This is a genomic window from Clavibacter rahimiani (genome assembly GCF_052654495.1).
Map to the genome: position 1 here is coordinate 2,297,099 of NZ_CP199790.1, position 22,947 is coordinate 2,320,045.

At 74.2% G+C, this 22,947-nt stretch carries 20 protein-coding genes; 6 read left to right on the forward strand and 14 right to left on the reverse strand.

Annotated features, from left to right (window positions below; genetic code table 11):
• The first annotated feature begins 92 nt into the window (after nucleotides 1-92).
• Nucleotides 93-944 carry a DUF429 domain-containing protein gene (locus tag ACT7CP_RS10905; RefSeq protein WP_445442226.1) on the forward strand — a complete coding sequence of 284 codons (852 nt, stop codon included), beginning with the start codon at nucleotides 93-95 and terminating at the stop codon, nucleotides 942-944.
• Between the two features lie 58 nt (nucleotides 945-1,002).
• Here the strand turns inward: ACT7CP_RS10905 and ACT7CP_RS10910 are convergent, their stop codons facing one another.
• Nucleotides 1,003-1,749, reverse strand: coding sequence for a polyprenol monophosphomannose synthase (locus ACT7CP_RS10910; protein WP_413963457.1), 747 nt, complete (start codon nucleotides 1,747-1,749; stop codon nucleotides 1,003-1,005).
• Nucleotides 1,750-1,942: 193 nt separating this feature from the next.
• On the opposite strand from ACT7CP_RS10910, the gene ACT7CP_RS10915 reads away from it, so the two are divergent.
• Nucleotides 1,943-2,458: a GtrA family protein gene (locus ACT7CP_RS10915; RefSeq protein WP_445442227.1), complete on the forward strand. Its 516-nt coding sequence runs from the start codon at nucleotides 1,943-1,945 to the stop codon at nucleotides 2,456-2,458.
• Nucleotides 2,459-2,489: 31 nt separating this feature from the next.
• On the opposite strand, the gene ACT7CP_RS10920 is transcribed toward ACT7CP_RS10915, so the two are convergent.
• The 6 genes from ACT7CP_RS10920 to ACT7CP_RS10945 all read right to left on the reverse strand — a co-directional run bounded on the left by ACT7CP_RS10920 (nucleotide 2,490) and on the right by ACT7CP_RS10945 (nucleotide 10,354).
• Nucleotides 2,490-3,767 carry an Nramp family divalent metal transporter gene (locus ACT7CP_RS10920; RefSeq protein ID WP_445442228.1) on the reverse strand — a complete coding sequence of 426 codons (1,278 nt, stop codon included), beginning with the start codon at nucleotides 3,765-3,767 and terminating at the stop codon, nucleotides 2,490-2,492.
• A 97-nt stretch (nucleotides 3,768-3,864) separates the two neighbouring features.
• Entirely contained in the window at nucleotides 3,865-5,340 is a 1,476-nt protein-coding gene (locus tag ACT7CP_RS10925) for an NCS2 family permease (RefSeq protein ID WP_445442229.1), read from the reverse strand.
• 126 nt (nucleotides 5,341-5,466) lie between these two features.
• Nucleotides 5,467-5,718, reverse strand: a complete 252-nt coding sequence (locus tag ACT7CP_RS10930) for a hypothetical protein (RefSeq protein ID WP_413963461.1) — start codon at nucleotides 5,716-5,718, stop codon at nucleotides 5,467-5,469.
• Entirely contained in the window at nucleotides 5,715-6,896 is a 1,182-nt protein-coding gene (locus ACT7CP_RS10935) for an inorganic phosphate transporter (protein ID WP_413963462.1), read from the reverse strand. The genes ACT7CP_RS10930 and ACT7CP_RS10935 overlap by 4 nt, the downstream gene beginning before the upstream one ends.
• Nucleotides 6,897-7,014: 118 nt before the next feature.
• Nucleotides 7,015-8,748 carry a carboxylesterase/lipase family protein gene (locus ACT7CP_RS10940; RefSeq protein WP_413963463.1) on the reverse strand — a complete coding sequence of 578 codons (1,734 nt, stop codon included), beginning with the start codon at nucleotides 8,746-8,748 and terminating at the stop codon, nucleotides 7,015-7,017.
• Between the two features lie 22 nt (nucleotides 8,749-8,770).
• A complete protein-coding gene (locus ACT7CP_RS10945; protein WP_445442230.1) occupies nucleotides 8,771-10,354 on the reverse strand; it encodes a CYTH and CHAD domain-containing protein in 1,584 nt (527 codons plus the stop codon).
• A gap of 82 nt (nucleotides 10,355-10,436) precedes the next feature.
• Between ACT7CP_RS10945 and ACT7CP_RS10950 the strand changes: the two genes are divergently transcribed.
• On the forward strand, nucleotides 10,437-11,636 hold the full coding sequence (locus ACT7CP_RS10950; protein ID WP_445442231.1) for a YihY/virulence factor BrkB family protein: 1,200 nt from the start codon (nucleotides 10,437-10,439) through the stop codon (nucleotides 11,634-11,636).
• Here the strand turns inward: ACT7CP_RS10950 and ACT7CP_RS10955 are convergent.
• The 3 genes from ACT7CP_RS10955 to ACT7CP_RS10965 form a co-directional block, all read right to left on the reverse strand.
• Nucleotides 11,581-12,600, reverse strand: coding sequence for an NADP-dependent oxidoreductase (locus ACT7CP_RS10955; RefSeq protein WP_445442232.1), 1,020 nt, complete (start codon nucleotides 12,598-12,600; stop codon nucleotides 11,581-11,583). The genes ACT7CP_RS10950 and ACT7CP_RS10955 overlap by 56 nt on opposite strands.
• A 158-nt stretch (nucleotides 12,601-12,758) precedes the next feature.
• On the reverse strand, nucleotides 12,759-13,718 hold the full coding sequence (locus ACT7CP_RS10960; protein WP_445442233.1) for an NmrA family NAD(P)-binding protein: 960 nt from the start codon (nucleotides 13,716-13,718) through the stop codon (nucleotides 12,759-12,761).
• The gene (locus ACT7CP_RS10965) at nucleotides 13,715-14,320 is read right to left on the reverse strand and encodes a MarR family winged helix-turn-helix transcriptional regulator (protein WP_445442234.1); all 606 of its coding nucleotides are present in this window, start codon (nucleotides 14,318-14,320) and stop codon (nucleotides 13,715-13,717) included. The genes ACT7CP_RS10960 and ACT7CP_RS10965 overlap by 4 nt, the downstream gene beginning before the upstream one ends.
• 93 nt (nucleotides 14,321-14,413) lie before the next feature.
• On the opposite strand from ACT7CP_RS10965, the gene ACT7CP_RS10970 reads away from it, so the two are divergent.
• The gene (locus ACT7CP_RS10970) at nucleotides 14,414-15,583 is read left to right on the forward strand and encodes an epoxide hydrolase family protein (protein WP_445442235.1); all 1,170 of its coding nucleotides are present in this window, start codon (nucleotides 14,414-14,416) and stop codon (nucleotides 15,581-15,583) included.
• Nucleotides 15,584-15,599: 16 nt separating this feature from the next.
• Here the strand turns inward: ACT7CP_RS10970 and ACT7CP_RS10975 are convergent, their stop codons facing one another.
• A complete protein-coding gene (locus ACT7CP_RS10975; RefSeq protein ID WP_445442236.1) occupies nucleotides 15,600-16,292 on the reverse strand; it encodes an SDR family oxidoreductase in 693 nt (230 codons plus the stop codon).
• A 153-nt stretch (nucleotides 16,293-16,445) separates the two neighbouring features.
• On the opposite strand from ACT7CP_RS10975, the gene ACT7CP_RS10980 reads away from it, so the two are divergent.
• Nucleotides 16,446-16,796 carry a hypothetical protein gene (locus tag ACT7CP_RS10980; protein WP_413963471.1) on the forward strand — a complete coding sequence of 117 codons (351 nt, stop codon included), beginning with the start codon at nucleotides 16,446-16,448 and terminating at the stop codon, nucleotides 16,794-16,796.
• 122 nt (nucleotides 16,797-16,918) lie between these two features.
• On the forward strand, nucleotides 16,919-17,377 hold the full coding sequence (locus ACT7CP_RS10985) for an Hsp20/alpha crystallin family protein (protein WP_413963472.1): 459 nt from the start codon (nucleotides 16,919-16,921) through the stop codon (nucleotides 17,375-17,377).
• 90 nt (nucleotides 17,378-17,467) lie between these two features.
• Here the strand turns inward: ACT7CP_RS10985 and ACT7CP_RS10990 are convergent, their stop codons facing one another.
• From ACT7CP_RS10990 to ACT7CP_RS11000, 3 genes are read right to left on the reverse strand one after another with little or no spacing between them, the layout of a single operon-like run.
• Nucleotides 17,468-19,933, reverse strand: a complete 2,466-nt coding sequence (locus ACT7CP_RS10990; RefSeq protein WP_445442237.1) for a GNAT family N-acetyltransferase — start codon at nucleotides 19,931-19,933, stop codon at nucleotides 17,468-17,470.
• Complete coding sequence (locus ACT7CP_RS10995; protein ID WP_445442238.1) at nucleotides 19,930-21,303, reverse strand: lysine N(6)-hydroxylase/L-ornithine N(5)-oxygenase family protein; 1,374 nt, start codon at nucleotides 21,301-21,303, stop codon at nucleotides 19,930-19,932. Before ACT7CP_RS10995 ends, ACT7CP_RS10990 begins: the two co-directional genes overlap by 4 nt.
• The gene (locus ACT7CP_RS11000) at nucleotides 21,300-22,931 is read right to left on the reverse strand and encodes a pyridoxal phosphate-dependent decarboxylase family protein (RefSeq protein WP_445442239.1); all 1,632 of its coding nucleotides are present in this window, start codon (nucleotides 22,929-22,931) and stop codon (nucleotides 21,300-21,302) included. The genes ACT7CP_RS10995 and ACT7CP_RS11000 overlap by 4 nt, the downstream gene beginning before the upstream one ends.
• Nucleotides 22,932-22,947: the final 16 nt, after the last annotated feature.

The window sequence follows — 22,947 nt, forward strand, 5'->3', positions numbered from 1 at the left end:
CGTCTCGTCGCTCGTGGCAGGAGGATCCCTCGACACTACTAGCGGCCCTCCGGCCGGCCGAGGGCTCCGGAACCCGCGGATAGGCTCGTCGGATGCGCCGCTTCCTCGGGATCGACCTCGCCTGGGCGGAGGGCACGGCGGCCCGTCCGGCCCGCGAGACGGGACTCGCCTGCATCGACGAGGAGGGCCGCGTGCTCGACCTCAGCACGGCCCGCGGCATCGACGCCGTGGTCGCGTGGACCGAGGAGTGGGGCGCTCCCGGCGCCGTCGCCGCCGTCGACGGCCCGCTGGTCGTCGCGAACGCCACCGGCAGCCGCCTCGCCGAGAAGGAGGTCGCCTCGCGCTACGGCCGGCTCGGCATCTCCGCCTACCCGTCGAACGCCCGCATGCCCGCCCAGGGCGCCGTCGCGCTCCGCACGCGGCTGGAGGCGGCGGGCTGGGACTACGACGACGGCTCGGCCGCCGACCGCGCCGACGACGCCCGCACGATGATCGAGTGCTACCCGTACACGACCCTCGTCGGCGCCCCGGAGCTCGGCTTCGACGCCATGAAGCCGCGGTACAAGCGCCTCGCCCCGCTGCTCGCGACCGCCGACCGCCGCCCGCACCGCGCCGCCGAGTTCCGCATCGTCCTCGACCGGGTCGCGGGGCTCGCCCACGCGGATCCGGCGCTCGACGTGGCCACGCACCCGCGCGCGGCCGCCCTCGTCGCCGATGGACCCGCGATCGTGGAGCGGCAGCACAAGCACCTCGAGGACCTGCTCGACGGACTCATCTGCGCGTGGACGGCGGCCTACTGGGCCCGCCACGGCACCGCGCGCTCGCAGGTGCTGGGGTCGACCGACCCCGTGGTCGACGCGCTCGGGCGGCGCGGCACGATCATCGCGCCGGCCCGCCCGCACCAGCGCGCCCCGCACGATCCGCTGCACGCGTCCGCGGGCTGACCCGGCGGGCTCGGCTCGGCGGCCGGACGGCGCGGCGGCCGCGGCCCGCCGGGCGGGATCAGGGCCGGCGGCGCCCGAAGCGCAGGCGGAGCACGAGCAGCAGGTTCGTCACGAGCGTGTCGCTCGGGATCTTCGACTCGCCCTCGGCGCGGTCCATGAACACGATCGCGACCTCGGTCGGGCGCTTCGCGTACCGGAGCGCCCGCTGCTTCATCTCGATCTGGAAGCCGTAGCCCGTGGTCGTGATGGTCGACGGGGTGATCCGGCGCAGCAGCCCCGTCTCGTAGAGGTTGAATCCGCCCGTGTAGTCGGTGATGCGGGAGCCGAGGAACAGCCGCGTGTAGAGGTTGCCGCCCACACTGAGGAAGCGGCGCTTGAGGTCCCAGTCGGGCGTCGCGCCGCCGCGGATGTAGCGGGAGGCGACCACGAGGTCGGCGCCGCCGCGCACCCGGCGCAGCATCTCGGTGATGTAGGCGGGGTCGTGCGAGAGGTCGGCGTCCATCTGCAGGATGTGCGTGGGCGGCTCGTCCGCCCCGAGGAGCCGCTCGAAGGCCCAGATGTACGCGGCGCCGAGGCCGGCCTTCTCCGCGCGGGTCTCGACGCGCACGTCGAACGTGTCGGTCGCGACGTCGGCCGCGAGCGACCGGGCGAGGTCGGCGGTGCCGTCGGGCGACGAGTCGTCGACGATCATCGCGGTGATGCGGACGTCGGGGTTCTCGGCGGACATGGCGGCGAGGCGGGGCAGCAGCTCCCCGACGTTGCGCGCCTCCTCGTAGGTGGGGATCACGATCGTGAGACTGCTCAAGCTGGTGGTTCCGTCTCCGAATCGGGGATGACCCGGATCCGGGCCCCGTCGATTCTAGCCAGCGACCGCCGATCCGGCCGCGCGGGCCCCTGCGTGGCCGTTACGCGCTTGTTACACTGCCAGAGGCTCGGCGCCCTGACGCCGTGCGCGTGCCGACCGGACGGCCTTCGCGCCGGATGCCGGGAGGATCAGCATGACGAAGCTCCTCGCCGACCGCCGCGTCCGCTTCCTCCTCGCCGGGCTCCTCAACACGGGCCTCGACTTCGTGCTGCTCAACCTGCTGATCCTGGGCGCCGCCATGCCGGTGATCGGGGCGAACCTCGTCTCGGTGACCGTGGGCATCACCATCTCCTACTTCCTCAACCACTACTTCGTGTTCCGGCAGGGCGGGCCCGTGACCATGGGCCGCTTCCTCCGCTTCTTCGCGGTGACGGGCTTCAGCTCGCTGCTCCTGCAGAGCGGCGTGATCTGGCTGTTCGAGCGCGGGTTCGACACGACCTTCGGCCGCTCGCTCATCATGTTCGGCACGAGCGCCGAGCAGGAGTTCCTCGAGATCAACATCGCGAAGGCCACGGCGGTGCTCATCGGCCTCGTCTGGAACTTCACGCTCTACCGGCTCGTGGTGTTCCGCACGGCCGAGGCACCCACGTCCGGCGACCGGGCCGTCCCCGGCACCTCGGACGTGCGGGCGACCGCCTCCGCCGACTGACGGGCCCGAGCGCGGGCCGCCGCCGCCGCCGCTAGAGCAGCTTCCCGATCTCCGTCACGAGCTGCTGCACGCCGAGCACCACGAACAGCAGCGCGGAGATCCCCATCACCGTGTTGCTGAGCGGGCGGTTCCGCCACGCGCGCGGCGTGCGGTCGGTGTTGAGGAGCACGAGCAGGGTGATGGCGAGGAACGGCATGAACAGGGCCCCGAGCACGCCGTAGGCGATGATCAGGCCGATCGGCTGGTCGAGGAACAGCAGGCCGATGGGCGGGATCGTCAGCCAGACGATGAACGCCCTGTAGTAGCTGCCGCCGAGGCGACGGCGCGGGTCGTGGACGTCGAGGCCGCGGACGGTGCCGAGGAAGTCGGCGAACATGAGCGAGACGCCGTTCCACACGCCGAGGATCGACGAGAACGACGTGGCGAAGAAGCCGAGCAGGAAGAACCACGTCATGAAGGCGCCGTAGCGCTCCCCCAGCACGTCGGCGAGCTGCACGAGGCCGCCCTCGCCGTCGGCCAGCGCGATGTCGGCCGAGTACAGCAGCTCGGCGCCCACGACGAGCATCGAGAGCACGAAGACGCCGCTCATGACGTAGGCGACGGAGTTGTCGATGCGCATGACCTTCATCCAGCCGGGCGCCACCCAGCCCTTCTCGCGCAGCCAGTAGCCGTACGCCGCGAGCGTGATGGTGCCGCCGACGCCGCCCGCGATGCTGAGCGCGACGACGAGGCCGCCCTCGGGGATCGTGGGCACGAGGCCCGTGAGGAGCGCCGGGACGTTCGGCACGGTGACGACCGCGGCGCCCACGACCGTCACGAACATCAGGCCGACGAAGACCGCGATGATCCGCTCGAACGCCGAGTAGCGGCCGAACCAGACCACGACGGCGCCCACGAGGCCGCAGCCGATCGCGAACACCTTGAGGTCGACCCCGGGGAAGAGCGCGGCGAGCGGAAGCGCCGAGGAGCTCATGGCGGCGGCGCCGTAGACGAGTCCCCAGATGAGGATGTACGGGCCGAAGTACCACGTCGTCCAGCGGCCGACGGTGCGCCAGCCCTCGAAGATCGTGCGGCCCGTCGCGAGCGAGTACCGGCCGGCGCCCTCCACGAGGAAGATCTTGATGACCACGCCGAGCACGGCCGCCCAGAGCAGGGCGTAGCCGAAGCGGGATCCGGCGACGAGGGTCGCGACGAGGTCCCCCGCCCCGATGCCCGTGGCCGCGACCACGAGGCCCGGCCCGACGATGCGCCAGCGCTTGGCGGGCTCCTGGGGTTCGCGGACGTCGCCGCGCCTGTCGAGGTCGATCATGTGCGGGCTCCCGTGCGTCGTCGGAGGGGGGTCCCCACCGACCCTACGGGGGCGTCCGCCGCTCGCGCCAACCCGGAGGCGGCGCGAGCCGCGCGGATCAGACGCCGAGCAGCTGCTCGATCGGCCCGCGCGCGAAGAAGACGAGGAAGCCCGCGGAGACGACCCAGAGCAGCGGCGAGACCTCGCGCACGCGGCCCGAGAACGAGCGCACCAGCACCCACGACAGGAAGCCGACGCCGATGCCGTTCGCGATCGAGTAGGTGAGCGGCATCACGAGCACCGTGAGGAAGACCGGCAGCGCCACCGAGAAGTCGGTCCAGACGATGTCCTTGATCTGCGACGCCATGAGCGTGCCGACGATGACGAGCGCGGCGGCCGCGACCTCGAGCGGCACGACCTGCGTGAGCGGCGTGAAGAACATCGCGAGGAGGAACAGCACGCCCGTGACCATCGACGCGAGGCCCGTCCGCGCGCCCTCGCCGATGCCGGAGGCCGACTCGATGAAGACCGTGTTCGACGAGCTCGAGGTGGCGCCGCCCGCGACCGCGCCGAAGCCCTCGACGACCAGCGCGCCCTTGAGGCGGGGGAAGTCGCCGCGCTCGTCGGAGAGGTCGGCGGCCTTCGCGAGGCCCGTCATGGTGCCCATGGCGTCGAAGAAGTTCGTGAAGACCAGCGTGAAGACGAGCATGAGCGCGGAGATGACGCCGATGCGGCCGAACGCGCCGAAGTCGAAGGCGCCGACGAGGCCGAGGTCCGGGAGCGACACGGGCGCGGCGGGCAGCACGGGCGCGTTGAGGTTCCAGCCGGTGGCGCCCGAGGTGTTCGACGGGCCGATGCGGAAGACCTGCTCCACGACGATGGCGATCAGCGTGGTCGCGACGATGCCGATGAGGAGCGCGCCGGGCACGCGGCGGGCCATGAGGACGCCCATGATCACGAGGCCGAGGATGAAGACGACGGTCGGCAGCGACGCGATGGAGCCGTCGATCCCGAGCGCGAGCGGCGAGGCCGGCACGCCCGTGCCGCGCACGAACCCGGAGTCGACGAAGCCGATGAACGCGATGAAGAGGCCGATGCCGACCGTGATGGCGGTCTTCAGCTCCCGCGGGACGGCCCGGAAGATCAGCGTGCGGAGGCCCGTGGTGGCGAGGAGGACGATCACGAGGCCGTTGATGACGACGAGGCCCATCGCCTCGGGCCAGGTGACCTCGCCGACCACGCTCACCGCGAGGAACGAGTTGATGCCGAGGCCGGCCGCGAACGCGAACGGCAGGCGCGCGACGAGGCCGAAGAGGATGGTCATGACGCCCGCGGTGAGGGCCGTCGCGGCGCCCACCTGCGTGGCCTGCAGCCAGTTGCCCTCGACGTCGAGCGTGGCCGCGTCGGCGCTGAAGCCGCCGAGGATCAGCGGGTTGAGCACGACGATGTACGCCATCGTCACGAACGTGAGGACGCCGCCCCGGATCTCGCGGGCGTAGGTGGAGCCCCGCGCCGTGATCTCGAAGAACCGGTCGAGCGCGCCGCGCGCTCCCGGGGTCGCGGGGGCGGGGGACGACGTGCGCGCTTCGGTCATGGCTTCTTCCGCGAGGGGTCGGGTCGGACGACAGGAGGAGGGAGGAGCCGACGACGGCGTCGGGATGGGATCGAGCCTAGGGCCGGGCGCGCGGCCGGGACCAGCCCGGGACCGCGCGCGGCCGGGTCAGGAGTGCAGCGCGGGGACGATGAGGTAGACGCCGTACAGCACGGCGAGGCCGCTGAGGGCGAAGCAGACGTAGCCGCCCACGGTCGCCGCCTGCGGGCGGATGCCGGTGACGGAGACCTTGTGGCCCTCGTCGTCGTACTCGGTGCCGACGGCGAGGAGCCGGACGCCGAGCGAGAAGAGGCAGACCACCGCGACGGCGCCCACGAGGGCGGCCACGGCGACGATGAGGAACGCGCTCCAGTCGATCATGCGGCCTCCCTGGCCTTCCGGGCGGCCTTGGTGGCCTTGCGGCCGCGCACCGCGAACCCGGCGGCGTCGACCTCGACGATGGCGTTGCGGGCGTGCACGGCGTTCCGGCGCGAGCGCCAGAAGATCCACACGATGACGGCCACGCCGACGACCGCGTCGATGACGAAGCCGACCGTGCCGGTGCTCGCGACGAGCGCCGCGACGCCGCCCACGATCGCCGCGGACGGCAGCGTGAGGAGCCAGCCGAGCGCGATCCGGCCCACCGTGTTCCAGCGGACGGACGCGCCGCGGCGGCCGAGGCCCGAGCCGATGACGGAGCCCGAGGCGACCTGCGTGGTCGAGAGCGCGAAGCCGAGGTGGCTGGAGGCGAGGATCGTCGCCGCGGTGGAGGCCTCGGCGCTGAAGCCCTGCGCGGGCTTGACCTCCGTGAGGCCGGATCCCATCGTGCGGATGATGCGCCAGCCGCCCATGTAGGTGCCGAGCGCGATGGCCACGGCGCACACCGCGATGACCCAGAACTCGGGGCCGGAGCCCGCCGCCTGGAAGCCGCCCGCGATGAGCGTGAGGGTGATGATGCCCATGGTCTTCTGCGCGTCGTTGGTGCCGTGCGCGAGCGCGACGAGCGACGAGGTGAAGATCTGGCCGTAGCGGAAGCCGCCGCGCTCGTTCGGGCCGCTCGAGCGGCGCGTGATCGAGTAGGCGAGCTTCGTGGTCGTGTACGCGATGACGCCCGCGATGACGGGGGCGAGCAGCGCCGGCAGGATCACCTTCGACATGACGACGCCGAAGTCGACCGACCCGAGGCCCGCGCCCACGACGGCCGCGCCGATGAGCCCGCCGAACAGCGCGTGGCTGGAGCTCGAGGGGAGGCCGCGGAGCCAGGTCACGAGGTTCCAGACGATGGCGCCCATGAGGCCCGCGAAGATCATGGTCGGCGTGATCTGCACGCCGCCGTCGCCCTCGCGGATGATGCCGCCGGAGACGGTCTTCGCCACCTCGGTGCTGAGGAACGCGCCGACGAGGTTGAGCACCGCGGCGATCGCGACGGCCACGCGGGGCTTCAGCGCGCCGGTGGCGATGGGCGTCGCCATCGCGTTGGCCGTGTCGTGGAAGCCGTTGGTGAAGTCGAAGAACAGCGCCAGGACGATGACCAGGACGACGATGAGGGTGAGATCCACTACCGGATCCCTCGAGCGGATGTCACAGTCATCGATCCTAACGGCCTGCACACGGGCGCTCGGGACGGGCGACGGCGGGATGACGATCGGATGAACATCGCGCGCCGGGGCGGACCGCTCAGATGTGCGGGACGAAGTCGCGCCAGGCGACGCGGCGGTCGGCGTGCGGGTCGTGCTCGACGCGGTCCACCACGTCGAAGACGAGGGTGGCGCGGCGGCGGGGGCCGCGATCGCGGATGCCGCCCGGGCGCACGCGCGGCGGGCGGGGGCCGGATCCGGGACGCGACGGACCGCGCTCCCCCGCCGCACCGGTGCCCGCCGTGCGGTCGTCGGCCTCCTCGAGGTCGCGCAGCGCGTCCTCGTCGTCGCCCACGTACGCCGGCCAGGACTCGTCGACCGAGCCGTCCTGCGCGAACCGGAGCCAGGCGATGCGCATCCGCTCGCCGGCGGCGACGAACGCGCGACGGCCGCCGAGCAGGGTCATGCCGCGGCCCACCAGGGAGTCCATCCGGTCGAAGAGGGCGAAGAGCTCGAGGCCGTGCGTGGCGTCGAGGCCCATGAGGCGCACGAGGCGGGGCGCGATGTCGAAGCGGTAGAAGTGCACGGGCGCGTAGCGGGCGTGGCGCTCGGCGACCTTGACGGACGGGAACCAGAACGCGTAGTCGCCGCCGAAGTCGAGGGCCGCGCGGCGCTTTGGCAGCCCCGGGTAGAGCGCCGCCAGCTCCTCGCGGTGCTCCTCGTCGGTCTTGGCGAACACCGCCTCGATCCGCCGAGGCGTGGTCGCGAGGATGTCGAGGCGGCCGGTGAACAGCGACCCCTCGCGCTCGTTGGTGCCGATGATGAGCGGCACGCGCGCCGCCCGGCCGTGCTTGAAGGCGTCGAGGGGGCGCTCGGGCAGCACGTCGCCGTCGATGACGGGGCTGAACGTGATCGTGCCGGGCTCCTCGTCGGGCGTGCGGACCATGAGCTCGTTCGCCGCCGTCGCGAGGGTGGAGGAGCTCGCGGAGGTGAGGAGGCGGACGGCCTCGGCGTCGTCCGGCGCGCGTCCCGCCCGGTCCGCGAGGATCCGCACGAACTGCTCCGCCCACCTGGCCGTCTGCTCCGACGGGTAGATGGCGTTGGTGGGCGAGCTCTGCGCGATGGCGCGGGCGAACAGGCCGTGCGCCGACGGCACCGCCATGAGGGTCGTGACGGCGTTGCCGCCCGCGGACTCGCCGAACACCGTGACGTTGTCGGGATCGCCGCCGAACGCGCGGATGTTCTCGCGCACCCAGCGGAGCGCCTGCACCTGGTCGCGGAGGCCGAGGTTGGACTCGATGGGGCGCTCGGGCGTCGAGTAGCGGCTGAAGTCGAGGTAGCCGAGGGCACCCAGGCGGTAGTTGAAGCTGACGTAGACGATGCCGCCCTGGCGCACGAGGCCCTCGCCCTGCACGGGGTTCTCCCGCGAGGATCCGACGACGTACGCGCCGCCGTGGATGAAGACCATGACCGGCCGCAGCTGCGACTCCCGGTTGACCCGCGCGGCGTCGGGGCTGAGCCCGGACGGCGCGATGACGTTGATGGTGAGGCAGTCCTCGCCCATGGGCGTGCCCTGCGGCGCGCCGAGGAACGCGCCCGCGCTGACCTGCGGCGCCACCTTGCCGAAGTGCTGCGCGAAGCGCGCGCCCTCCCAGCCGACGACGGGCTGCGGCGCCCGGAAGCGGAGGTCGCCGCGGGGCGGGGCGGCGAACGGGATCCCGCGCCACGCCTCGACGCCGCGCTCGCGCACGCCGCGGACGGTGCCGCCCGTGACCCGCACGTCGAGCTCCGACGGGTCGTACGCCGGGGTCGGCGGTTCGGCGTCGGGGGTCACCTGACGAGTCTACGAGCCGCCCTCACGCTCCCGGGACGGCGGTGGCGAGCAGGCGCTCGAGCGCGCGCTGCGCCCGCCACAGCGCGGACTCGGTGCGCAGCCGCTCGGCCTCGTGCAGCACGCCGAGCGCGAAGGAGTCCTCGCCGCGGGCCGCGAGGCGCTGCGCCTCCTCGCGGAGGACGCGCTGCATGGCGATGCCGTCGCGGTGCTCCCCGAGCTCGTCGTGCACCTCCTCGGCGGCCGTCGCGAGCCGCAGGGTCTTCCGCCCGAGGACCGCGACCGTGCGCCCGCTGACCTCCTCGGCCGCGTAGCGGAGGCGCTTCGCGGCCTTGCGGACCTCGTGCAGCGCCTCGATGCGCGCGGCCTCGCCGACCGCCTCCTGCGCGATGGCGGCGCGCCGTCCGACGCGCTCGGCGTCGCGGCGGAGCGCGGCGTGCAGGGCCGGGCCGGCCGGGGCGCTGGCGTCGTGGGTGAGCGGCGGATCCTGCACCAGGGCGTCGAGGGAGTCGAGCAGCTGGAGGTAGCGCGCGGAGGAGAGCGCCCGGACGACGCGCTCGCGGGCCCGGTGGTAGCGCTCGTCGAGGACGTCGTGCAGGGCGTCGCCCACGTGGTCGGGCACGGTCGCCGTGTCGTGCTCGACGACCGACCACACGACGCGGTCGCGCAGAACCTCCATGTCGCGGGCCTCGCCGAGCACGGTGCCGAGCGCCGTGAGCTCGGCGCGGATCGGCGCGGTGGCCGCGGGGTCGATCACGTCCTGGTGGGTGCGGAGGGCGCTGCGGAGGCGGCGGACGGCGACGCGCATCCGGTGGACGGAGTCGTGCTCGTCCGCGCGGACGTGCGGGTCGGCGGCGACGAGGTCGCGGACGCCGCGGGCGAGCACCGCGCGGGCGACGTCGGAGGCGGGGCTGTCCTTCGCGAGCGTCGCGGGATCCGGCAGCGCGGGCCCCGCGGGCGCCTGCCGGCCGAGCGCGTCGGCGCCGAGCGCGCGGGCGAGCTTGGAGGCGCTGTCGGAGGGGCGGCCGCCGGCGTCGAGGACGTGCTGCTCGATCCGGTCGAGGAGCGCGGTGCGCTGCTTGCGCTTCGCGGGCGCGTCGGGCAGCAGCTCCACCTCCCACTCGTGCCAGGCGCGCACGGTGCCGCCGCGCACGTCGGATCCGGTGACCCGGTCGTCCGCGAACTCCGCGACCGCGCGGCCGTCCGCGTCGTGCAGCGTGACGATGGTGCGCACGGTCTCGAGGCGCGCGAGCGGCGTGAGCACGCGGCCGCGCAGGTGCACGGCCACCGCGTCGAGCACGGCGGGCGGCACGGCGCCGTCGCCGTCGTCGCCGTCCGCGAGGGGCCAGCCGAGCTCGGTGCGGCCCTCGCCGCCGTCGGCCGGGAGCTTCACGTGCCAGCCGGCGTCGTGCCCGCCCTCGCGGCGGCGCAGGATCATGCGGCGGTCGGCGAGCGCGTGGTCCTCGGTGTCGAGGTAGACGGCCACCAGGGTCACGGGCTCCTCGGGCCGGGCCTCGGCGATCCCCTCGATGCCGGCGAAGGCCGGGACGGGCACCCCCTCGGGGACGTCGTACTTGCGCTCGATCTCGACCGACTCCGTGTGCACCATGCCTCCCTGTGTAGCGCACGCGGGCGGGTGCGCCTAGCCACCGGGGCGGCCGAGGCGGCGGACGTGGGTCAGACTGGCGGGCATGCCCCACCGCGCGACCCGCTCCGCCCCCGACGACGCGAGGCCGGACGCGGATCCGCAGGACGCGCTCGACGAGGCGGCCCTCCACCGGCGCCAGCCCATCGGCCGGGAGCTCGGCTGGTACGCCTGCCGACGCGCGGTCTACGGCTTCATGAAGCACCGCGGCATCGACGCGGCCGCGAGCCTCACCTTCTACTCCACGCTCTCGCTCATCCCCGCCGCGGTCGCGGTGCTCAGCCTCATCGGCCTGGTCGGCGACACGCGCGCCGGCGTCGAGGGCGTGCTCCGGGTCCTCACGGCCGTCCTCGGCGACCCCGCGGTCGACGTGATCCGCGACCCGGTCGAGCAGCTCGCCGACGGGCCGCGCTCCGGGCTCGCCTTCGGCATCAGCGCGCTCGGCGCCCTGTGGACGTCGGCCGCCTACGTCACCGCGTTCGGGCGCGCCATGAACCGCGTCCAGGAGACCGAGGAGGGCCGGCCGCTCGTGAAGTACCGGGCGCTGATGCTCCTGGTGACGATCGCGCTGCTCGTCGTCAGCGTCGTGATGGTGGGCATGCTGCTGCTCACGGACGAGGGGGCCCGGGCGCTCGGGCAGCACCTCGGGCTCGGCGACACGACCCTCGTGGTGTGGGCCGTCGTCAAGTGGCCGCTGCTCGTGGCGCTGCTCACGGGGATCATCGGCGTGCTGTACGCGGCGACCCCGAACCTGCGCCGCCGCCGGGTGGACCTGCTCACCTGGGGCAGCCTCGTGGCGATCGTCGCGTGGGGGCTCGGCACCGCCGGCTTCGTCGGGTACGTGACCACCATCGCGAGCTACGAGTCGACCTACGGGGTCCTCGGCGCGGTCATCGTGCTGCTGCTCTGGCTCTACATCGGGAACCTGTCGCTCGTGCTGGGCGGCGAGCTCGACGTCGAGATCATCCGCGCCCGGCAGCTGCAGGCGGGGATCGCCGCCGAGCACGCGCTGCGGCTGCCGGTGCGCGACACGACGCGGGCCGAGCGGCTCGCGCGCCGCCGCGCCCTCCTCGAGGACGAGGGGCGGCGGCTGCGGGAGGCGCGGAACGGCGCCGCGGACGACGCCCGCGAGGAGCGCCGGGCGGATGCGCCGCCGACGCTCCCCGAGGACGACGCCCGCGAGGTGCGGGTCAGGCGGAGGCGCGGGTCCGCACGACCATCTTCCCGACGTTCTCGCCGCGCATGAGGCCCGTGAAGGCGTCGAACGCGCGGTCGATGCCGTCGATCACGGTCTCGTCGGCCGTGATGCGGCCCTCGGCGAGCCACGGGCCCATCCGGCCCGCGAACTCCGGCGCGAGGTCCTGGTGGTTGCCGAGGGTGAAGCCGCGGAGCGTGAGTCCGCGCGTGACGATGCGGCCCGTGTTGCGGATCGCGACCTCCTCGCCCGTGGAGTTGTAGGTCGAGATCGAGCCGCAGTTCGCGACGCGGCCGCCGTCGCGCAGGGCGCCGAGCGCCGCCGACAGGTGGTCGCCGCCGACGTTGTCGAAGTAGAGGTCGATGCCGTCGGGCGCCGCCTCCGCGAGCTTCCGCTCGAGGTCGCCGCCGTGGTAGTCGAACGCGGCGTCGAAGCCGAGGTGCGACGTGAGGCGCTCGACCTTCTCCGCGGATCCGGCGCTGCCGACGACGCGCGAGGCGCCGAGGAGCCGGGCGATCTGGCCGACCATCGAGCCGACGGCCCCGGCCGCGCCGGAGACGAACACGACGTCGCCCTCGCGGATGGAGGCGATGCGGGCGAGGCCGACGTAGGCGGTGAGGCCCGTGAGGCCCAGCACGCCGAGGTGGGCGGAGGACGGCACGCCGGGGATCTCGGGGACGGGGCGGAACGCGCCCGCCTCGCCCTGGGCGACGTCGCGCCACCCGAGGCTGTGGCTGACGAGCGTGCCGGCGGCGAGGTCGTCGGAGCGGGACTCGACGACGCGGCCCACCGCGGATCCGGTCATGGCCTCGTCGAGCCCGAAGGGCGGGATGTAGGAGGGGACGTCGTTCATGCGGCCGCGCATGTAGGGGTCGACGGAGATGTACTCGTTCTCCACGCGGACCTCGCCGTCCCGCAGGTCGGGGAGGTCGACCTCGACGCGGCGGACGTCGTCGGGGGTGGGCTCGCCGGTGGGGCGCTTCGCCAGCTGCCACTGGATGCTGCGTGCGGTCATGGGTCTCCTTCGCTCGGGGTGCGGGCGGTCGGACGGCCGCCCGCGGCGCTCGTGGCGCGGAGCCATCCGACCACCGCCGCCTGGACGCGGCACCCAGCGAGCCGTGGCCTCGGGACGGGGCGGCCGGGCGCGTCGCCCGGCCGACCACCCGGCGGGGGCTACGCGGCCGGCGCGCTCCCCCGCTCGGCGACGTGCGCGGCGAGCACCTCGCGCACGCCCGTCCACGACAGCTCGCCGAACCGCTCGCGGTCGACGTGCCGCAGCTCCGCCTCGCCGCTGTACATGCTCACGAGGTACTGCATCCCCTGCCAGGCCGGGAAGGTCTCCTGCTCGTCCCGCGCCACGCGGCGCATGGCCTTGCTCGCCGCGGCAAGGACGCCCGTGGTCCCCGCCCACTGCAGCTGGAAGGGCGTGCCGGTGACCTCGGTCATGATCCGGGCGAGGTCGCGCGCCGTGACGCGGTCCCCCGCGACCTCCACCACGCGGGGCGCGTCGTCGTCGAGGGCGACGAGCGCCGTGACGCGGGCGGTGTCGTCCTTGGTCGTGAAGTCGAGCACCTGGTCGGCGGACGACCAGTAGAGGACCCGGCGCCGGTCGAACAGGACGATGGGCGCCTGGCCCGTGAGCATGTCGGCGAAGGCGCCGTTGAGCACCGAGGTGACGCGCACGGGAGCGGCGTCGAGGTCGGCGGCGAACTCGCGGCGCAGCTCGAAGTTGCGGTTGCTGCCGGGGGTGACGCGGCGGTAGTCCGAGGAGTAGTCCGACGGGATGAAGCGCGGGACGCCGGCCGCGACGGTCGCGGCGAGGAGCGCGCGCTGGGCCCCGACGATCACGGAGCGGGCGCCGCTCACGGCGGAGACGACGACCCGGGCGCCGGCGACCGCGCGGATGAGCGCGGCCCGGTCCGTGTACGCGGCCTCGACGACCTCGACGCGGGGATCCTCGCCCCACGCCTCCGCCGTGGCGGTGCTGCCGGGGCGGGTGAGGACGCGCACGCGGGCGCCCGCGGCGAGGAGCTCCCGGACGATGCGGCGGCCGAGGTCGCCGGTGGCGCCGGCGACGACGACGGGACCGGACGGGGATCCGGATGCGGGGGTGGTGGGGCTGGGGGTGCTCACGAGGGGTCTCCGTCTCGGGTGGTGCGGCGCGCCGGTCGGCGCGAGCGGTGGGGGGCGGCGACGGGCTGCTCCATCGGCTGCCCGTCGGGGAGGCAGGCGGCGGCGTCGCCGGCGCCGAGGGCGACGCGCGCGAGGAGGCGCCGGAGCGCGGTGCGCTCGTCGGGGTCGAGGTCGCGCATGAGGGCGTCCTCGACGTCGCGGAGCGCCACGCGGGCGGTCTCGAGCAGGGCGCGTCCGGCGTCGGTGGGCAGGACCTGGCGGATCCGGCGGTCCCGCGGGTGCGGCTGCCGCTCGACGAGGCCGCCGTCGGCGAGCGCGTCGATCACGTAGGTCATCTGCGTCTTGTCGATCCCGAGGCGCTGCGCGAGGGCGAGCTGCGAGGTGGGCTCCTCCGTGGTGATCGCGACGAGCACCTGGTACCCGCGCGGCCCGCCCGGCACGTCCGCCACGGCGGTCTGCGCGGTGCGCGCGAAGCCCTGGTAGACGGCCTGGATGGACCAGCCGAACTGCGTCTCGATGCCGCCCGATCCCCAGTCGATGCCCGTGGCGTCGTCGGCGGCGCGGTCGTCGGCCCGGGGGGCGGAGGCGGCGGGGGAGGTCATGCCGAGATCGTATCCGGTTCAGATCGTCTTGTGTGAAGATGATCTCCGAGCGCAGGCATCCGCCGCGCGCCACGACCCCCATCGGAGCCGCGCATGTCCGCCATCACCCCCTTCCGCCTCGACGTCCCCGAGGCCGACCTCGACGACCTCCGCCGCCGCCTCCTCGCCACCCGCTGGCCCGATCCCGAGACCGTCGGCGACACCTCCCAGGGCCCGCAGCTCGCGCGCATGCGGCGCTTCGTCGAGCGCTGGGCCGACGGCTACGACTGGCGCCGCACCGAGGCGCTGCTCAACGGCTGGGGCCAGCACACGACGGAGGTGGACGGCCTGCGGATCCACTTCCTGCACGTGCGCTCCCCCGAGCCCGGCGCCCGTCCGCTGCTGCTGACGCACGGCTGGCCGGGCTCGGTCCTCGAGTTCCGCCACGCGATCGGCCCGCTCACCGACCCGGTGGCGCACGGCGGCTCCGCGGAGGACGCCTTCCACGTCGTGATCCCGAGCCTCCCCGGCTTCGGCTTCTCGGGGAAGCCGACGGGCACGGGCTGGGGCGCGCGGCGCACGGCCCGCGCCTGGGCCGAGCTCATGCGCCGCCTCGGCTACGACGCCTGGTACGCGCAGGGCGGCGACCTCGGAGCGTCGGTCACGTCCGAGCTCGCGGCCCTCGAGGCCGCGGAGGGCATCGGGCTCCGGGCGATCCACCTCAACATGGCGCCCTTCATGCCCACGGACGACGAGATGCGCGAGGCCACCGACGAGGAGCGGCGGATGATGGCGGAGACCGGGCACTACTGGCAGCAGCTGTCCGGCTACTCGCAGATGATGTCGACCCGGCCGCAGACCGTCGGGTACGCGCTGCAGGACTCCCCCGCGGGGCTCGCCGCGTGGATCTACGCCATGTTCCAGGACGTCGGCGGATCCCACGACGAGCACGGCGACGCCGAGGCGCTCTTCGCGCTCGACGAGATGATCGACGACGTGATGCTGTACTGGCTGCCCGGCACGGCGGCCTCCGCGGCGCGCTTCTACTGGGAGTCGGCGCAGGTCGGCTGGGCGACGCCGGGCACGATCGACGCGCCGATCACCATCCCGACGGGGCTCAGCGTCATGCCGGGCGAGTACGTGCGCCGATCGCGCCGCTGGGCGGAGCGCCGGTACACGGACCTCGTGCTGTTCAGCGAGGTCGCGCGCGGCGGGCACTTCGCGCTGCTCGAGCAGCCGGGGCTCCTCGTCGACGACATCCGGACGACGTTCCGCGGGCGCTGATCCGCGACCCGGCGGGTCAGCCCCCGAACGGCCGCAGCGACACCGACTCGAGGGTGCCGTCGCGGGTCTGGTCGACCACGAGGCGCACGGCGCGCGCGACGGACGCGGGCTCGAGGTAGCGCGCCTCGTCGTACTCGCCGCCCTCCTTGGCGCGGAGCTCGCGCTGCATGTCGGTGGCGACGCGGCCCGGGTGCACGCTCGAGACGCGCACGCCGTGCGGGCGCTCCTCCTCGCGGAGGGCGTCGCCGAGGGCGCGGAGGGCGAACTTGGATCCCGCGTAGACGCCGCCCGTGGGATTCGCCGTGAAGCCGGATCCGGAGTTGACGAGCACGACCTGCCCGCGGGCCGCCCGGAGCGCGGGCAGGAGGATCCGCGTGACCTCGGCGACCGCGAAGACATTGACCTCGAACACCCGGCGCCACTCCTCGACGGGCGTGCGGTCGACGGCGTCGCCGCCGATCACGCCGGCCGAGTGCACGAGCACATCGAGCCGGTCGAGCGCGGGGACGGATCCCTCCAGCCCGCCCGCGGCGAGGTCGGCGGCCCAGCCGACGGCGTCGGGGAGGGAGGCGGCGAGCGCGTCGACCGCGTCCCGGTCGCGCCCGTGGACGATGACGCGGTGGGTGCGGCCGAGGTCCTCGGCGATCGCCCGGCCGATGCCGCGGGTGGCCCCGGTGACGAGGGCGACGGGGCGGGCGGTGTCGGTCATGGGTCCTCCTGGTGGCCGGGCCTCCAGGCTACCCACGGCGTCCGGCCTCCCCGCCCGGTGCGGTCCGGGGCCGTCCGGGGCATGACGTAGCGTGAAGGGGACCCGGTCGCGAGGCCGGGTCCCCGCCCCGACCCGCACCGAGAGGATCCGCCCGTGCACGCCCGCTTCCCCGCCAGCCTCGAGGTGCTGCGCCAGGAGGCCCGCGACGAGCTGGACGCCGTGATCGAGCACCGCTGCCGGAACGGCGACGACCCGTGGGAGGTCATCCCGGAGCTGCCCACCGTGGACGAGCACGTGGTGGCGACCCTCCGGCAGGACGCGCTCGAGGCGGACGGCGTGGCGGAGGAGCTCGCGCGCGTGCGCCATCCGTCGACCGCGCCGGGCGTCGTCGCGCGCTTCGAGTACCGGCTGCTGCGCGGGATCGCGCTGGAGCATCCGGACCTCTCACGCGCGGTCTGGACCCTCATCGGGCGCATGGAGCGCGACCTCCGCCGACGCGCCTGAACCGGTGGTCAGAGCGCCATTCGCCCTGGGCGAACGGCTTGGCACTCGCATGCCCCGAGTGCTAATCTCGACGCAGTTGAGCCGAGGGGGCTCAACCCCACAGATCATCAGAGGAGTCGAGCATGAACATGACCTTCGATCCGTTCCGCGAGCTGGACCGCGCCATGGGCGCCCTGGCCGAGACCCGCCAGGCCAACCGTCCGATGCCCATCGACCTGCACCGCGAGGGCGACACCTACGTGCTGGCCGCCGACCTCCCGGGCATCGACCCGGGCTCGGTCGACATCGACGTGGACGGCCAGCTGCTGACCATCCGCGCGGAGCGCACGCTCGCCGGCGACCCCGGGGTCCGCTGGCTCACCCGCGAGCGCGTGGCCGGCACGTTCCTGCGCCAGCTCACGCTCGGCCAGGGCATCGACACCGAGCGCATCTCGGCGCACTACGCCAACGGCGTGCTCAGCGTCACCATCCCGGTGAGCGAGCGGGCGAAGCCGCGCAAGATCGCGGTCACGTCCGAGGAGCCCCAGGGCCAGGACGCGCGCACGCTGACGGTGGAGCAGGGCGCGTCCGCCGCGAGCTGATCCGCCCGGTGCCCCTTCGGCGCCGCCCACGACGAGGAGCCGTCGTCCGCACCGCGGGCGGCGGCTCCTCGCATGTCCGGGGGCGCCGGGTCAGCCGATGCGCGGCCGGAGCCCCGCGTGGATCGCGAGCGGGTTCACGAGCGAGCCGTGGATCTGGAGCACGGGGTCGGCGAGGTCGACCATCCGCCGGTTGTCCCGGAGCTGCAGCCGGTTGAGGCACGAGCGCGCGAACGACGGCGCGAAGAGGTCGAACCGGGCGGCGCGCTCCGCGAGCTCCGGGTGCGCGCGCTCGTGGTCGGCGAGCGCCTCGGCGGCCACGCGCCACAGGCCGTCGGGTCCGAGGTCGTCGCGGTCCTCGAGGAGCGCGGCGGCGAAGCGGAGGAAGCCGTCCATCACGTCGGTGAAGACCGTGAGGGCGCGCTCGTCCTCGGGGACGTCCATCCGGATCCGCCGCACGTCCTCCGGCAGGTCCCGCTCCGGGTCGAACAGGGCCACCTCCTCGGCGATGTCCTTCATCAGCACGCGGACGACGACGTGGTCGCGCAGCACGAGGATCACGTTCTCGCCGTGGGGCATGAACGCGAGGTCGTGCGCGAGGAGCGCGTGCGCGAGCGGCACGAGGTAGGCGTCGAGCCAGCGGCGGAGCCAGGCCGCGGCACCGATCCCCGACGCGTCGATGAGCGCCCCGATCACGGGGGCACCGGCCGCGTCGACGTGCAGGAGGCTCGTCATGCTCATGAGCCGCTCGCCCTCCGCGAGTCCCGGCACCGGCGACTCGCGCCAGAGCGCGGACAGCATCTTCCCGTGCGCGTGGCCGGGCGGCAGGGCCGAGTCGACGCGGGCGTCGCGCACGCCGACGGACGCGACCTCGCGGAGGATCCCGAAGCCGAGCCGCGCGAACTCCGCGTCGCCCACGACGAGCGCGTGCACCCAGTCGTTGATCGCCGGGGTCACGGCCATGTAGGCCGGCGACAGCCCGCGCGTGAACCCCATGTTGAGGATCGACAGCGACGTCTTCACGTAGCAGCGCTCGGGGGTCGTGCGGTTGGCCCAGGTGCGGATCGACTGCTGGGCGCCGTACTCGTCGTCGCCCGTGCCGAGGAGCACGATGTCGCGCGTCGCGACGAGCCCGGCGAACGTGACCGTGACGACGTTCTCCCACTGCCACGGGTGCACGGGGACGAGCACGCGGGCGGCGGGGTCGATGCCGAGGTCGGCGAGCCGCGCGCGGAAGCGGTCGCGGACGGACGCGCCGAGCTCCGCGTCGAGGAACGCGTCCCGGTCGAGGCCGTCGACGGCGGCGAAGTGCGCGAGGCGCTCGTGCACGGCGAGCCAGAGGATCCGGACGTCCTGACCCGCCTCGGGCGCGTACCGGTCGTGGTCGTCGAGGTCGAAGCCGATGCGGCCGTTGGTCGCGACGAAGCACGGGTGGCCCTCGTCCATCGTCGACTCGACCTCGGCGTACGAGGCGGTGAGGAGGCCGCGCGCGTCGGGCACGTCGCGGAGGCGCGAGAAGGCCGCGGCCGAGAGCGTGCTCTGGATCTCGTCGAGGTAGACGGGCAGGACCTCGTCGGTGATCCCGAGCCGGTCGCGGAGGTCGAGCACGAGGTCGATCGCGTCGAGCGCGGCGGGCTCGCCGTCCACCGTGCGGCGGATGCTCGACTCGTCGACGTCCCAGTGGTCGAGCGCGAGGATCCGTGCCCGGTAGGCGTGGACGCTCCGACCGTCGGCGCTCGGGACGCGGTAGTCGGCCCAGTCCCGGGGATCGTGCGGGCGGCGGGGCGCGCCGGGCGGCCGCTCGGGCTCCGCGCGCTCGGGGGCGATGAGCAGCTCGTGCGCGAACTCGGCGAGCGCCTTGCGCACGAGGTGGCGGGTGGCGGCCGCCCAGGCGTCGGGCCGGAGGTGCGCGGCGCGGTGGACGCGCGGGTCGGGGTCGGCCGTCCGGTCGCGGATGGGGGCGGGGGCGAGGGTGGGGATCATGCGGGGTCCGTCCGTGTCGAGGGCGTGCAGGAGGGCGTCGTCGCGCGTGAGGACGCTGAGGAGCGCGTGCTTGGCGCCGGTGTCGACGACGCGGAGCGGTCGGAAGCCGACGCGCGCGTTGAGGCGCTGGATCGCGGCGTTCCGCACGTCGGGCTCGACGACGAGGCGCCGGACCTTGGGACCCCGGAGCAGGTGCGCGACGACGTGGCGCATCACCGCGGTGGTGAAGCCGGGCAGCGGGTCGCCGGCGGCCGGGGCGACGAGCAGGTGCATCCCGCGGTCGCCGGGGAGCGGGTCGAGGTGCGGGCCGATCGGGTCGTCCGCCGGGTCGTACTCCTCGACGAGGAACGCGGGCACGCCGTCGTGGAGGCCGATCCAGGCGCGGCGCGACGGATCCGCGGCGATGCCGGCGTACTCGGCCCGCACGTCGTCGAGGGTCGCGTGCTCCATCTGAAAGAAGCGGGCGCGCGGCGCGGTGACCCAGCCGTGCACGAGGGGCGCGTCGCCGTCTGGGTCGAGCGGGCGCATCGCGAGCGGGTGGACGGGGGTCGCCACGGTCGGCGCGGGCGCGCTCACGCGAGCACCCCCGATCCCGCCGCGGGCACGTCGTCCGGCAGCCCGAACTCCTGGAACGCGATCCGCTCCTCCACCGGGTAGGGCGCGCGCCCCGTGATGGCGCGGAGGATCCGCGAGTTGCGGTGCGCGGTCATCCCGAGGTCGGGCGCCACGAAGCCGTGCGTGTGCACCTCCGCGTTCTGCACGAAGAGCGTGCCGGCGTCGTCGACCGTGTGCTCGCGCGCCACGTCGAGCCGGCCGCGCGCGTCGCGGTGCACGCGGTCGCCGAGCCCGTCGAGGATCCGCGGGGCCGAGGCGTCGTATCCGCTCGCCATGACCACCGCGCCCGTCGGCCACTCCCGTTCCGCGCCGGTCTCGGCGTGCCGCAGTCCGAAGACCGCGCCGCCGTCGGGCGTCGCCCGGGACGAGACGACCTCCGCGTTGGTGAGCAGCCGCGTCGGCACGCCCGATCCCGCGTCGCCGCCGGGCGCCAGCCGCCCCTCCGCCCGCAGCGCGTCGAAGGCGAGCCGCTTCCGGTACAGCGTCTGGAAGATCTCGTCGACGAGCTCGGAGTCGATCCCCTTGTAGAGGTTCCGCTGCTCGCGCAGGAGCACCTCGCGAGCATCCGCGGGGAGGCCGAAGAAGTGGTCGCTGTACTCCGGGCTCGTCATCTCGAGCGTCAGGCGCGTGTACTCGAGCGGGAAGAACCGGGGCGAGCGCGTGATCCAGTCGAGCCGGTACCCGTGGGAGTCCACGTCCTCGAGGAGGTCGCGGTAGATCTCGGCGGCGCTCTGCCCGCTGCCGACCACCGTGATCGCGTCCCGCTCCTGCAGCGCGTCCTTCGCGCCGAGGTAGCCGGAGCTGTGCACGACGCCCGGGAGGTCGCGCACCGCGTCGGGCAGCCAGGGCGGGGTGCCGACGCCGACGACGAGGTGCCGGCCGCGGTGCACGTGCGCGACGCCCGCGGCGTCGACCGACTCGACGACGTACGCGCCCTCCACCTCGTCGTAGCGGATCGCCCGCACGTCGCGGTCGAGCTCGATGCCCCGCGCGCGCTCGGCGGCCCACCGGCAGTACGCGACGTACTCGCTGCGGAGCACGAAGAAGTCCTCGCGGATGTAGAAGGAGTACAGCCGCCCGGTGTCCTTGAGGTACGCGAGGAACGAGAAGCGCGAGGTCGGATCCGCGAGCGTCACGAGGTCGGCGAGGAACGGGGTCTGCAGGTGGGCGGTCGGCAGCATCATGCCGGGGTGCCAGTCGAAGCGCGGCTTCCGCTCGAGCACGACGAGGTCGAGGTCGAGCGGATCCGCGAGGCAGGCGAGCCCGAGGTTCGCGGGGCCGAGGCCCACGGCGACGACGTCGTGGACGCGGCCGGGTACGGCGGCGCTCATCGGCCGGCCTCCGCCCGGTCGTCCGCCGCCACCGTCGTCGCCGCCGCCGCCGCGCGCACCGCCCGGGCCGCGGCATCCGCGCCCAGCCCGGCGTCGAGCGCGTCGCCGGCCTCCACGACCATGCGCAGGATCGCGGCGAGGTGCGCGTCCGTCGTCGCGGGGTTGAGCAGCGTGAGCTTCAGGTGCGCGCGGCCGTCCACGCGGGTGGCGGCGACCATCGCGCGACCCGAGTCCTGGATTGCCTGCCGGATGCCGCGGTTCACGGCGTCCGACCGCGCGCCCGCGTCCGGCCCCGCCGTCCCGTCCCGCTCCCCCGCGGGCACGTAGCGGAACACGAGCGCGCTGATCTCCGGCCGCACGACCACGTCGAGCGCCGGATGGCGCAGCATGGCCAGCCACGTGCGGTCGGCGAGCGCGATGACGTCGTCGAGCATCCGCCCCACCCCGTCGGCGCCCACCGTCCGCAGCGTGAGCCACAGCTTCAGCGCGTCGAAGCGCCGGGTCGTCTGCAGCGAGTTGTCGACCTGGTTCGGGATCTCCTCGTGCGCGCGGTCGGCCGGGTTCAGGTAGTCGGCGTGCAGCGTCGCGTGCCGGAGCGTCCGGCCGTCGCGCACGAGCAGCGCGCTGGAGCTCACCGGCTGGAAGAAGGTCTTGTGGTAGTCGACGGTCACCGAGTCGGCGCGCTCGATGCCGGCGAGGAGGTCGCGGTGCCGGAGCGAGGCGAGGAGCCCGCCGCCGTACGCCGCGTCGACGTGCAGCCAGATCCCCTCGCGCCGGCACACGTTGCCCACGGCGGGCAGCGGGTCGATGCTCCCGAAGTCGGTGGTGCCCGCGGTCGCGACCACCGCGATCGGCACCAGGCCCGCCGCGTAGCAGCGCGCCAGCTCGCGCTCGAGGGCGTCGACCCGCATCCGCATGGCGTCGTCGCTCGGCACGCGGACGACCGCGTCGGGCGCGAGCCCGAGGATCCGCGCGGACTTCTCCACGCTGAAGTGGCCGACGTCGCTCACGAGGATCCGCATCCGCTGCCGGTCCTCCGGCGCGAGCCCGTGCACGGCCGCCGCCTCGTCGCGGGCGAGCAGCAGCGCCTGCAGGTTCGACTGGCTGCCGCCGCTCGTGAAGACGCCGTCCGCGTCGTCGCCGAGGCCGATGCGGCCCGTCGTCCAGTCGACGAGGGCGCGCTCGATGAGGGTCGCGCCGGCGCTCTGGTCCCACGTGTCCATCGACGTGTTGACGCTGGAGAGGATGAGCTCCCCCGCGATGGCCGGGATGAGGATCGGGCAGTTGAGGTGCGCGACGTACGACGGGTCGTGGAACCAGACGGCGTCGCGGAGGTACAGGCCGTCGAGCTCGTCGAGGGCGTCGTCGAGCCCGCCGAGCGGGCGGTCGAGGTCGAGGCCGCCGAAGGAGCGGCGGAGGTGGTCGGGGGTGATCCCGGTGAACGGACCGTCGGCGCGGAGGGCGGCGGTGCGCACGTGGGCGGCGGCGGCGCGGAGGGCGGCGTCCCAGCCGGGGAGGGAGCGGTCGGAGAACAGCTCGGCGGCGGGATCCACTGTGGCGGCCTCGTCGGAACGGGGCTCGTCGAGCGTCGGATCGGACGGGCGGGAGGCGTGCGGGGAGAGGGTCATGGGTCCTTCGTCGGTT